We start from the raw sequence: 11,915 nt of genomic DNA, 5'->3' as shown, positions 1-11,915 counted from the left end.
CGTTGATGATGCGCAGGACGTTGAGGCCCGCGATCTCACCGGCCTCCTTGGTGGCCTGGCGCTCGGCGTCGTTGAAGTATGCGGGGACAGTGACGACAGCGTCGGTCACGGTGTCGCCCAGGTACGACTCGGCGTCGCGCTTGAGCTTCATGAGGATGCGCGCGGAGATCTCCTGCGGCGTCCACTTCTTGCCGTCGAGGTCGAAGCTCCAGTCCGTGCCCATGTGGCGCTTGACGGATGCGACGGTGCGGTCGACGTTGGTGACGGCCTGGCGCTTCGCGGTCTCGCCGACGAGCACCTCGCCATCCTTGGTGTAGGCGACCACCGACGGGGTCGTGCGGAAGCCCTCGGCGTTGGCGATGACCTTCGGCTCGCCACCCTCGAGGACGCTGACGACGGAGTTCGTCGTTCCGAGGTCGATTCCAACAGCACGTGCCATGTGATTCTCCTTCTGGTTGAAGTGCGTAAGTGAAGATTGTGGGCGATTCAGAAACCTGAGTCGCGATGGCTCAACTGTACGCTCCCGTCGGAGCACTGTCAAATGAACTTGATATGAACTGACTCAACTTCTGGTTATCCACAAGCCGACTACGGATCTTTCGGAATCAATAGGCTCACTGACCATGAGAAAACAGCTGGCCCCGCTCGCAACCCTCAGTGCGCTCGTACTCATAGTGGCGCTGAGCGCATGCAGTGCAGAGCCGGGACCCGAACCTACCGCTGAAGCCAGCGCCCCGACTCTCGATTCGGTCTCCTTCACCGACGGAGCCACCTTGCCGCCCGACGCCGACGTCTCTTGGGGAGACGGCTTCGCCAACGACGACAACTGGGAGGAAGTCACGCACCTGACGGAGCCCGGGCGCTGGATGTACATCAACACCGACAGAACATGCACGGCGGCATTCGGCGGCGGCGCCCTGGGAAACAGCGCCGTCATGGACGATCGGGAGGCCAGCGATGCCGTGATCACCGCCGACGTGGGCGACGATCTGGGTGACCTCGACGGCCTGGTCACCGATGGGTACTTCCTCAAGTACGGATCAGAAGAGGCGCAGGTCGCCCATCGTCAGTTCTCCATCACCATCGACGGACTCGGCCGGTTCATGGCCGTACGCGCCTTCGCAGCCCTGGACTATTCCGTTCAGGTCATGGTGATGTGCGATGGTGTGGACGTGAACGCCGCCGTCCTCGACGTGCTCTCGAAGAACGTGATCTCCATCGAGCCCGAATCGCTCGGCTAGCGCTGTGACTCGAGCCAGCCGCTGACCTCGATGCCCAGTTGCGCCGGCGCATCGAGCGGGATCAGGTGCCCCGCCCCCTCGATGATCGCCAGCGTTGAGCCGGGGATCGACGACTGCAGGCGGTGCGCGCGATCGACCGGGATCCACGTATCGTCAGCGCCCCACACGACGTGCGTGGGTTCGTCGATCGTCGAGTACAGCGATTCGATCTCGTCGGTGAAGCGCTCGTCGGCTTGGGCGATCTGCCGATAGAACGCCGGTTGGCCGCGCTCACCGAGCCACGGTTCGACGAGCATCGCGAGGTCATCGTCACGCAGGCCGCGGTGGCTCGCGCCGCGGATATACGCCTCGATCGCACCGCGATGCACGGCGGCCGGCAGCTGCGCGAAGACATCCGCATGCTGCTTCACCAGGGTGAAGAACGGCGATCCCCAGGGGGTGAGCGCCACGACATCCACGAGACAGAGCGAACGGTAGCGTGCTCCGTGCAGCAGCCGTGCGCGCAGCGCGACGGCGCCGCCAAAGTCGTGCGCGACGACGTTCGGGCGGTCGAGCTGCCACTCTGTCAGCAGCGCGGCGAACAGCTCGCCCTGAGTGCCGAGATCCACGGCGTGCGCGGCATCCTTCGACGACTGACCGTACCCCGGCATATCCCAGAGATACACGGTGAAGCGCGTGGCGAGCGCCTCGGCGAGCGGCCGCCAGAGCGCCGACGACCACGGCGTTCCGTGCAGGAACACGACGGGAGGACCGGACCCGAACCGATCCCAGGCGACCGTCCGGCCGTTCCAGACGAACGTCTCTCGGAGGGTGTGCACCGGCATCCGCCTGTCGGTCACTTCCCGCCGGGAGGGCCGATGATCAGCAGGATCACGTACAGCGCGATCACGGCAACGGCGATGAGGACGACCAGCAACCAGGCGTGGTTGAGGAACCACCGCATCGTCCGGTCGTACCAGGTGTGATCCTGAGGGTGGTCGCTCGCCTCCAGGCGCCAGTACCCGCCGAGACGGCCCTTGCGGTGCAGCCAGATCTCCATCGGGATGGTCGCGTACGGCACGATCGCGCTGACCACCGCCAAGATACCGAGACCGATCGACCAGCGCTGGTTGAACGCGACGAGGATCGCGGTTGCCCCGTAGGAGAGGAACACGAAACCGTGGATGCCGCCGGCGATGGTCACCACGATGCCGGGCGCCCCGACGGCTCGGGCGATGAGACCTCCGATGAGGAGGGTCCAGGTGATCGCCTCGGCGATCGCGAGGACGCGGTACAGACGGGCAGGCGTGCGGAACATCGTGCTCCTTGTTCGACGGGCCCTACTACCGTAACCGTCGGGACCGACACTGCAGCGCCCGACATCGCCCGCTAGCCTGGGTGCATACGCCGCACGGAGGCCACCTTGACCCAGTCCGACATGCACGCGCTCGAATCGATGGGCGGCTTCCGTACGATGGCGCGCAACCAGACGCCGGTGAGTCGTCGCAGAAGCCGCATCTGGCCCGCCGTGACTCTGTTCGTCATTCTGGGCGTGCTGTTCGGATCGATCGGCGTGCTCCTGCTGGCGACGCTGGAGACGCCCTCGCCGACTATGACCGCGAGTGAGCAGTTCCTCATCGGCGGGCTCATCCTGCTCTTCGCCGCGCTGTTCATCGGACTCGCCGCGTCGCTCATCTGGACGAACCGGCGACGCCATCGGCGCCTGCACCGTGCCGCGCGGATGGGGATCGCGCAGGGGTGGCACGTCCGCCTCGAGGGCGACCCGCGCGAGCATGCGGCATCCGCGTTCCGCTCGGGCACCAAAAGCGGATCGTGGTTCGAGAGCCCGATGCATCTGCACGAGCCGCGCTACGTCGAAGTCGGCAACTACATCTTCGACGCCGGCCAGGCGGGGCGCGGGCGGGCCTCGGTCGGCTGGATCGGGGTCGAACTCGATCGCACCCTGCCACACATGTACCTGTTCTCGCAGGCCGGCCCGCGCCGCGTGCGGCCCTACCGCGTGCCGACCTTCGCAAAGGATCAGCGTCTCGAGCTCGAAGGCGACTTCAATCGCCATTTCCGTCTGTTCTGCCCGCGTGAGTACGAGACCGACGCACTGTATGTCATGACACCCGACGTCATGGCTCTGATGATCGACGAGGCGTCCGGGTTCGACATCGAAATCATCGACGACATGATGTTCGTCATCGCCCGCAGTCCGTTCGATATGACGGACCCGCGCGTGCTCGAGTTCGCTCGCCGCTTGGTCGCGACTCTCGGCTCCCGAACGGCGTCGCAGAGCGCGCGCTACGTCGACGAGCGCTCGTCCGATCCGGACTTCATCGATAGCGGAGGCGTCCGCCTTACGCGTCGCCGGCTTCTCGTGACGTTCGTGCCGGTGGTCGCCGCTGTGATCGCCGTCGCCGTTGTCGGCTGGCTCAGCGGCGTCCTCGGCTGAGCCGGCCGGGTTCCGCGGCCTCCTCGTCAGCTCAGGGACAGCACGGCATCCAACAATTCGGTGAGCGGGCGCGGCATCCGCTCGAGGGGTATCGCGGCGATCACGTCGGCGGCGAAGCGGGCTTTGCGCCCTGCCGCCGTGCCGGCGAACCGGTGCAACTGCTGCTCGAGGGAGCGATCGCGCTGCGCCGGCTGCCCCTGGAACACCCGGAAGCGCGTGAGTTCGCCGCGGGCCGCAAGGGTCTCGAGGACTACGTCGTGCCCGGCGGCACGAATCACCTCGTCTTCGAGATCGCGGTCGCATGCAAAGAATCCGATGCCGCGCAGGTCCGCCGCGGCGTCGTCGATCATCCCGGCATCTCGCAGCACGTCGGCGACGTAGCGCTCCTCGGCACCGTCGTAGAGGCCGAGCACCGGTCGCCGCCCAGCGGCCCGCAGCGCCGCCAGCTGCCGCCGCAGACTCGTGATCCCGCCGAGTTCGATGAGCTCGGCAGCATCCAGTCGCGCTGCACGACGGCGGGCCAGGGCGCGGAAGGCGAGGCTGTCGCTCCTGCCCTCGAACAGCACGGCAGCCCGCGGCGTCGCACTGCCGTCAGACATGGGAAGACCTTAGCGCCCGGAATACCAGAGGGCGGCGACCGGTTCCCAGAGTCATGAGCCTTGTCGCCACGCCCCCTCCCGTCGAAGTGCGGGATGATGCCTTGGAGCGGCTGCTGGGCGACATCGCCGTCAGCGTCCGTTCCCAGCACCGCATCCTCGCATCCGTTGACGAGGTGATCGCGCTCGAACCGGACGCGCTGTCGCTGATCTACGTACTCGCCGGTGAGGTCAACCTCCCCGGTGACGACACTCTTCCCCGTGCGTTCACCACCGGCGACGCGCTGCTCAGCTCGGGGCAGCGGGCGACAACGCTCCGCATCCCGGCCGGTTCGCGGGTGCTCGTGTCGAGCCTCGCCCTCGCCGCCACCGCCGCGCACCTTCGCACGCTGCTGCCCTCGGTCGCATGGATCCGCGGGTTCGACGACCTCGAGCCCGCCGCGGCCGCGCTCGCTCATCACATGGGCATCAAGACACCCCAGCGTCGCAGCGAGCGCGACGGCGACATGGTCATCTGCCGCATGATGGCGACGATGCTCGTGCAGTCCATGATTCGCGCGTGGGCAGCGATCGGTTGCGCGCCTGCTGGATGGCCGTCGCGCACGGGCGACCCGTTCCTGGACCGCGTGCTCGTTGCCGTCGACGATGACCCTGGTCGTGACTGGACGGTCGAGCAGATGTCTTCGGTCGCCGCCATGTCGCGGTCGGTTTTCGCGGCACGGTTCCACGCGGCGCTCGGCCGCTCGCCCGCCGGGTACGTCACAGAAGTGCGGATGAATACCGCGAAGCAGCTGCTCGATGCCGGCGGCGCTGTGTCCGATACGTCCCGCAGCCTCGGTTATACCTCCGACGAGGGATTCAGCCGGGCGTTCCGGCGGGCGACGGGCATGACGCCGTCCGTCTGGCGATCGACGCGACGCGCTCCCGTCGTCGTCTGATCGTCTCCCCGCCGGAGCGCGGTCAGCTGCCGGTCAGCCGCCGGCCCCCGCAAGGGTGAAATCTACGGTCATGGCATTGCCCGCCACGTCGTACACGACCAGCGTGTTCTCACCCGCGACAGCGCCGAAGGCTCCGGGAACCACCCCGTTGAGATCCGACCAGACGTCGTCCGTCAGATCCTTTTCGACCCCGTTGAGCGTGAGACGGTCAATCTTGCCCTCGTCGTGGAGCTTGAACGACACCTTGCTGTAGATGCCGTTTCGGCCGACCGTGAACTCCGCGCCAGTCTTGACCGTCACGGCGGGAGCCGTCGCATCATCAGCGGCAGCTGTCACCGTGAGGTCGCGCAGACGCCCGAAGTTGTCGAAGGAGCCGAAGCCGACTCGGCCGTCTCCGAACGTGTCATCGTTCGCTGTCATCAGCGGGGTGTCGAGCCCGTCGACGTAGACGGCGATGTCGCCGCTGTCCGCACACCGGACGACGCGGACGTCGTGCCACTCCTCGTCGGTGACCGCCGGCGGTGCGCCGACCGCGCCGTCCCACTGGTCGTCGATCCGCTCACGGTCGGCGTTATCGACCTTGAAGATGCCGTTGTGCGCGTAGATCGTGTTGTCCTGCGAGAGATGGGCGTAGTAGTACTCCGTGTCCGACTGCCACCCGAACACGAGGATCACGTCGCGGTTGTTCACAGAAGCCGGCTCGTCCAGTCGCACCTGCGCGCTGAGATCGAACGAACCGAGTTCCGGCCCGTCGGTGAGGACGGCGTACTCGAACGGTCGGCGGATGCCGTCATCCGGATTCGTGCCTGCCTCGGTGAGAACGACCTCTTCACCAGGAAAGTCCCACTTGTCCGGCGTCCGCGGCGCCCAGTCGTCCTCCGACATCACGTCGGTGATGACGGAGCCGTCCGGTGTGCACGTGGGCGGCGTCGGGGGCTCATTCGGCTGAACATCGAACAGCGCGTACTGCGCGGCCATCTGCTCTGGCGTCGGGACGGTATCGAGAATTGCGATGTCGTCCATCCGCCCATTGAACGGATTGGCTTCGCGCGTGTTCTGCGGGAAGCTCCCCCCGATCTTGATGCCAGCCGGGTTGGTGGCCGAGACAGACCCAGAACCCCACGGGTTCGACGCCGTGTACTCGCCCTCCAGCTCCTCGCCATTCATGTAAAGCTTCATCTCGCCCGCTGAGTAGTCGAAGGTGGCGGCGAGGTGTACCCACTTCCCCTTCTGCAGGATTTCGTCCCATGGCTTGTCTGCGGCGAAAGTCCAGGATGATCCGCCGTCGACACGGCGGCCGAGGGCAACGACCTTGAGCTCTCCGTCCACGGTGATCACTTCCAGCAGTGCGCGCACATCGTGCCCGTTGGAGTTGCCGGTGAGCACTCCGGCCAGGCCGATCGCGTTGTAGACGTCGTCCGGATTCTCCGTGCCCGAGTTCAACGCCGGATGGTCACCGGTCGGCTTGAACCAACCCATGACCGAGATCTTGTCCGTGTCTCCGAGGGCCGCCATCGACTCCACGCCCGCCGCGTCATGCACGCCAGCCTTCCAGTCATCATTCGATGAGGCGCCCGGGCTCATCTGTTGGGTCTGCAAGGCTTCACCGGCGCCGGGGTAGGCCCGGTCGGCGACACGCATTTCCGCCCCGCCGTTGACGAGTGAGATGTCCGTCCCCGACAGGCCCTGATCGGATTCCACCGTCGGGTCTGCCTCGGAAGCTTGATCGAAGTTGTGGTGGGTGACCAGATTCGGCGCAAGTTCCGGCAGGACGAACGGCGACGAAGGCGCTGCCTCACGCGCGCCGGTGACCTTCCAGATCTTGCCGTTCGCCTTTGACACGAGATAGAGCTCGCCATCGGCATCCGACCCGAATCGTAGGTCGACGCGCTTATCGCCTACCAAGTCCTGGAAGGTGGTCTCCTGCCCGTCGTCGAACACGCGCAACTGTTCGATCGTCGCGAGGTCGTCGATGTCTCCGTCGTTGCGCACCATCTCGTCCGCATTCGTCGACAGCACCCAGCCGCGCACCAGATCGGTGAACAGGTAGCGTCCCTGCAGCTCAGCGATCTCGCCGCGATAGACGAAACCTCCGTTCACCGCGACTCCGGCGTCACCGGTCTGCCCCGGATCGCGGTTGTGGTCGTACGCCGCGACCGGGTAGGTGAAGCCGTTCTCGGCGTCATCGTCGGGAAGCGGAAAGATCTGCCGATTATCGGCGAGGAAGGACCCCTCACGGACCGACCATCCGAAGTTGTCCCGGAGCAGAAGATGACCGATGTGCTCGCCGACTTCACGCTGGCCGGAGGGCGCGCCGCAGTCATCGGGCGTCATCACCTGCCCATCGATGCCGTACTGCCCGACAACCATCGCGCGGGAATCTCGGTCGGCCAGCACCTCGCAGAGCTCGGGCATCGACGCATCGGCATCGTGGCCGGGCCCATCGAACTCAACACCGTCTCCGATCGCATCGCGGGCCTGCGCGAGGGAGCAGGTGCCGCCGGCGCCGAACTCACCGTGGTCTCGAAGGCGTTCACCCGCGAGGGTGGGATCGCCGGCGCCCGAGAGCTGCGCGATCGTGATCTCACCGCGATCGTCGGCCTCAACGATGCCATGGCAATCGGCATCCTGAGCGAATTGCGCCAGCACGACGTCCGCGTGCCCGAGGATCTATCGGTGGTCGGGTTCGACGACATCGCCGTGGCGGGCGACGTCGCGCCCGCCCTCACGACCGCACGGATACCCATGTTCGAGATGGGTCAGCACGCCGTCGGGCTCATCCTCCGCCCCGCCAGCGACGAGCCCAGAACGATCACGACCGACCACGAACTCGTCGTCAGACGCTCATCCGGGCGTCCGCGGGAGTGAAACCCCACGTTTCAGACACGCACCCGATTCGACGCACCGAACAGCACAGCACCGGCCACCAGCGCCGCAGCCCCCAGCCCGTACGACGGCTCGACGCCGATGCTGTCGACGAGGATGCCGCCGACACCCGCCGCGATCATGATCGCTCCCTGGAATCCGACGACGACGAGGCTCCCGCCCGCCTCCAGGCGGTCCGGCATCCGGTGCCCGACCCAGGTGTTCACGACGATCAACCACGACGCGAAGAAGAAGCCCCACACGAACACCGCGATGCCGACGCCGAGCACGGTGCCCGACAGCAGGATGGTGGCGGCCACCGTGACAGCGATCACGGCCGGCGCGAGCACCGCGAACAGCCGGAAGGTGCGGTCGATGATCAGGCCGATCGTCAGGTTTCCGACGAGTCCGCCGATGCCGAAGAACGCGAGCAGCATGACGATCGTGCCGGCGTCGACGTCCGGCATCCGCTCCAGGGCGAGCCGGATGTATGTGTAGGCGAGGAAATGCCCGAGGACGATCAGCACGTGACCGGCGAGTCCGAGGCCCACGCCGGGGCGACGGAGGGTGTCCAGGAGGAGCCGGAAGCTCGAGACCTGCGCCGCCGGCACCGGCGGCAGCATCGTCCGCAGCGCGATGGCGAGGATGCCCGTGACGACGCCCGCCAGTGCGAACACGGCGCGCCAGTCCATCAGCTCGCTCAGCATGACCCCGACCGGAACGCCGGCGACCGTCGCGAGCGACGTGCCGGCCGAAGTGAACATCACGGCTCGTCCGAGCTTGTCGGGGCCCGCGATCCGTACGGCGACGGTGATCGAGATCGACCAGAACGTACTCAGCGCCGCCCCCAACAGGAAGCGGGCGAGCAGCACGAGAACGAGGTTCGGCGCGATCGCGACGATGAGATTGGATGCCGCGGCGGCGAGCGCCATCCACACCAGCAATGAGCGGCGATCCAGGCGCGGGAAGACCATCCCGACCGTCGGCGCGACGATGAGGCCCACCAGCGCCGTGACGGTGACGGTCTGACCGGCCTGCCCGGGTGTCACCCCGAGCCCGGCGGCCATCTCGGTGAGCATCCCGTTGGGAAGGAACTCTGCGGTGACGAGCAGGAAGCTCAGCATCATCACCACGACGAGGGCGCCGTATCGGATGCGCTCAGCGTTGTTCGTCGGAGTGGCCGTGCTTGTTACCGCGACGGGGATGGGCGCAGTCGATGTCATGGTTCTACGATCGCAGGAAGGCGGATGCTGCGCCCGACCGCTCGTCCACGGCATCCGACCGATCGTCCGACGTTGGACACCGAACTCGCCTGCACGTATGCTCGCTCCTGGACCGGGACGTTCCCGGAAGAAGTCTGCGAGAGAGGAGTTGTGACATGAACACTGTCATTGTCGCGCCTCTCGCCGACCATCTTCCCCTCGAGGCCACCCGCCGCTGATCCGCGTGTGGTCTCCCTTCCGGAGCAACCACCGTGACTGATCCTTTCGCGTCGTCCGACGCATCCCTCATTTTCGATGAATCCCTCGCCTTCGCCGATGTCGAACCCGGCGAAGACCAGCGCTGGTCCACGTGGCCGGCGATCACGCCCTCCGAGCGCGGACCCGAACCCTGGCCCGACTGGGTCGTGACCTCGGCCGGCGCGCTCGACACCGAGCTCGGCGTGCTCAAGACCGGCAAGGAGGCCGACGTCTTCCTGATCGAGCGCGCCGTGCCCGACAGCCCGGGAGCGCGCACGCTGCTGGCCGCCAAGCGCTATCGCAGCCCCGAGCACCGCAGCTTCCACCGCTCCGGCGCCTATACCGAGGGCCGGAAGGTGACCGACACGCGAGCCGGCCGCGCCATCGCGAGCAAGTCGGCGTTCGGCCGCGAAGTGGCGGCGGCCGAGTGGTCGTTCGCCGAGTTCGATGCCCTGAGCCGCATGTGGGAACTCGGCGCTCCGGTTCCCTACCCCGTGCAGGTGAACGGCACCGAGGTGCTGATGGAGTTCATCGGCACCGATGCCACGGCTGCTCCGCGCCTCGCCCAGGTGCGCGGTGACCGCGCGGCACTCACCGACTGGTACCGGCAGATCGTCGAGCTCATGCACATCTTCGCCGGCGCCGGCTACGCTCACGGCGACCTGTCGCCCTACAACCTTCTGGTGCACGACGATCGCGTGCGCGTGATCGACCTGCCGCAGATCGTCGACATCATCTCGAACCCGCAGGGGCTTGACCTGCTGCATCGCGACTGCGTGAACGTCTGCACCTGGTTCACCCGGCACCGCGTCGAGTGCGATGCGGAGGAGCTGTTCGCCGAGCTGATGGCGGCGTCGTACGGGTGAAGGCACGGCATCCACCAGACATGCACGGGCGCCGGGCGGCGCGCCGCTACCCGCAGTTCACCTGACGAGGCCAGAATTCGAGCATGACTGTGCCTGAGAATCATGACTGCGCCTGAGAGCGGTGCGGCTCCGCTCCCCGAAGCGACCACGAACAGCGGCGCTGTCGGCGTCATCGGTCTGGAACTGCGCGGCGAGACTCCGGCTCCGAAGAAGCAGATCTACTCGTGGGCGCTGTGGGATTGGGCGACGCAGCCTTTCAACACCGTCATCCTCACGTTCATCTTCACCGCGCTCTATCTGACGACCTCGCAGTTCCTTCCCGCAGAGATCGCCGCCCTCGACAAGGATGACCCGGTGCGCCTCGCGGCCGAGGCGGGGCTCGCGTCGGGGCTCGGTCTGGGCTCGACGATCGCCGGCCTCGCCATTCTGCTGCTCGCGCCGGTGCTCGGTCAGCGCGCGGATGCCGCCGGGCGCCAGAAGCTGTGGCTCGGCATCGGCACCGGCGCGCTCATCCTGTGCATGTTCGGCCTATGGTTCGTCGAGCCGACTCCTGCCCTGTTCTGGCTCGGTGTGGCGCTGATCTCAGCCGGGTCGGTGTTCGGTGAGATCGCCGCAGTGAACTCGAACGCCATGCTGATCGGGATCGCGAATCCCAAGACCGTCGGCAAGGTCTCCGGTCTCGGATGGGGCTTCGGTTACATCGGCGGCATCGTCGCTCTCGTGCTCGTCGTCATCTTCTACATGTTCGACTGGTTCGGCATCTCCGCAGACGGCGGCTTGCCCTTCCGCATCATCGCCGTCGGCTGCGCGCTTTGGGCGATCATCTTCAGCATCCCGATCTTCCTCAATGTGCCGGAGCCATCGCTGGGTCGGCCGGAGCGCAAGGTCGGGTTCTTCCGGTCGTACGCGTTGCTCGTGAAAGACGTCATCGGCCTGTACCGCTCGCCCGAGACGCGGCCGACCTTCTGGTTCCTGCTCTCGAGCGCCGTGTTCCGCGACGGCCTGGGCGGGGTGTTCGCGTTCGGTGCGATCATCGCCGGTCAGGTGTTCGGGTTCGAGTTCCTCGAGCTTGTGATCTTCGGCATCGCGGCGAACCTCATCGCGGGAATCTCGACGATCATCGCCGGACGCCTCGATGACCGGTTCGGCCCGAAGCGCATCATCCTCGTCGCGCTGGCGGCGATGGTGGTCGCCGGGCTCGCGGTGTTCTTCCTCGTGGATGCCGGGACCGTCGTGTTCTGGATCGGCGGCCTGCTGCTGTGCGCCTTCGTCGGGCCGGCGCAGGCGGCGTCCCGCTCCTTCCTCGCCCGCGTCACTCCGGCCGGACGGGAGGGCGAGATCTTCGGTCTGTACGCGACCACCGGGCGCGCCGCGAGCTGGATGGCTTCGGGAGCCTGGGCGCTGCTCATCGTCCTCACCGGCGCCACGGCCTACGGCATTCTCGGCATCGTCCTCGTGCTGCTGGCCGGGTTCCTGCTGCTTTTGCCAGTGAAGTCGCAGCGGGTGGGCTGA

Annotated in this window: 12 protein-coding genes; 6 read left to right on the top strand and 6 right to left on the bottom strand. The window is 66.8% G+C overall.

Annotation, left to right across the window (positions count from 1 at the left end; translation table 11 throughout):
* A partial coding sequence (locus ACTICP_RS04280; RefSeq protein ID WP_441889840.1) for an Hsp70 family protein occupies positions 1-439 on the bottom strand: 439 nt, incomplete at its 3' end.
* A 184-nt stretch (positions 440-623) separates the two neighbouring features.
* On the opposite strand from ACTICP_RS04280, the gene ACTICP_RS04275 reads away from it, so the two are divergent.
* Entirely contained in the window at positions 624-1,241 is a 618-nt protein-coding gene (locus tag ACTICP_RS04275) for a hypothetical protein (protein ID WP_441889838.1), read from the top strand.
* Here ACTICP_RS04275 and ACTICP_RS04270 read toward each other — a convergent pair.
* Positions 1,238-2,059: an alpha/beta fold hydrolase gene (locus ACTICP_RS04270; protein WP_441889836.1), complete on the bottom strand. Its 822-nt coding sequence runs from the start codon at positions 2,057-2,059 to the stop codon at positions 1,238-1,240. The two genes, ACTICP_RS04275 and ACTICP_RS04270, sit on opposite strands and share 4 nt — an antisense overlap.
* Before the next feature lie 17 nt (positions 2,060-2,076).
* Entirely contained in the window at positions 2,077-2,538 is a 462-nt protein-coding gene (locus tag ACTICP_RS04265; protein WP_441889834.1) for a DUF3817 domain-containing protein, read from the bottom strand.
* 105 nt (positions 2,539-2,643) lie between these two features.
* On the opposite strand from ACTICP_RS04265, the gene ACTICP_RS04260 reads away from it, so the two are divergent.
* Entirely contained in the window at positions 2,644-3,678 is a 1,035-nt protein-coding gene (locus ACTICP_RS04260; protein WP_441889832.1) for a hypothetical protein, read from the top strand.
* A gap of 26 nt (positions 3,679-3,704) precedes the next feature.
* On the opposite strand, the gene ACTICP_RS04255 is transcribed toward ACTICP_RS04260, so the two are convergent.
* Positions 3,705-4,277, bottom strand: coding sequence for an ATP-dependent endonuclease (locus ACTICP_RS04255; protein WP_441889830.1), 573 nt, complete (start codon positions 4,275-4,277; stop codon positions 3,705-3,707).
* Positions 4,278-4,330: 53 nt separating this feature from the next.
* On the opposite strand from ACTICP_RS04255, the gene ACTICP_RS04250 reads away from it, so the two are divergent.
* A complete protein-coding gene (locus ACTICP_RS04250; RefSeq protein WP_441889828.1) occupies positions 4,331-5,212 on the top strand; it encodes a helix-turn-helix transcriptional regulator in 882 nt (293 codons plus the stop codon).
* Between the two features lie 33 nt (positions 5,213-5,245).
* Here the strand turns inward: ACTICP_RS04250 and ACTICP_RS04245 are convergent, their stop codons facing one another.
* Positions 5,246-7,546 carry a LamG-like jellyroll fold domain-containing protein gene (locus ACTICP_RS04245; RefSeq protein WP_441889826.1) on the bottom strand — a complete coding sequence of 767 codons (2,301 nt, stop codon included), beginning with the start codon at positions 7,544-7,546 and terminating at the stop codon, positions 5,246-5,248.
* Between ACTICP_RS04245 and ACTICP_RS04240 the strand changes: the two genes are divergently transcribed.
* Positions 7,484-8,080 carry a LacI family DNA-binding transcriptional regulator gene (locus ACTICP_RS04240; RefSeq protein WP_441889824.1) on the top strand — a complete coding sequence of 199 codons (597 nt, stop codon included), beginning with the start codon at positions 7,484-7,486 and terminating at the stop codon, positions 8,078-8,080. The two genes, ACTICP_RS04245 and ACTICP_RS04240, sit on opposite strands and share 63 nt — an antisense overlap.
* A gap of 11 nt (positions 8,081-8,091) precedes the next feature.
* Here ACTICP_RS04240 and ACTICP_RS04235 read toward each other — a convergent pair whose 3' ends face one another.
* Positions 8,092-9,300, bottom strand: coding sequence for an MFS transporter (locus tag ACTICP_RS04235; protein WP_441889822.1), 1,209 nt, complete (start codon positions 9,298-9,300; stop codon positions 8,092-8,094).
* A 251-nt stretch (positions 9,301-9,551) separates the two neighbouring features.
* On the opposite strand from ACTICP_RS04235, the gene ACTICP_RS04230 reads away from it, so the two are divergent.
* Together ACTICP_RS04230 and ACTICP_RS04225 are read left to right on the top strand one after the other, a co-directional pair.
* A complete protein-coding gene (locus ACTICP_RS04230) occupies positions 9,552-10,403 on the top strand; it encodes a serine protein kinase RIO (protein WP_441889820.1) in 852 nt (283 codons plus the stop codon).
* Between the two features lie 102 nt (positions 10,404-10,505).
* Positions 10,506-11,915, top strand: coding sequence for an MFS transporter (locus tag ACTICP_RS04225; RefSeq protein ID WP_441889818.1), 1,410 nt, complete (start codon positions 10,506-10,508; stop codon positions 11,913-11,915).

This window comes from Microbacterium sp., from assembly GCF_052102115.1.
Taxonomy (GTDB): Bacteria; Actinomycetota; Actinomycetes; order Actinomycetales; family Microbacteriaceae; genus Microbacterium.
The sequence above is the reverse complement of the archived record's forward strand: the minus strand, read 5'-3'. Positions and strand labels throughout refer to the sequence as shown.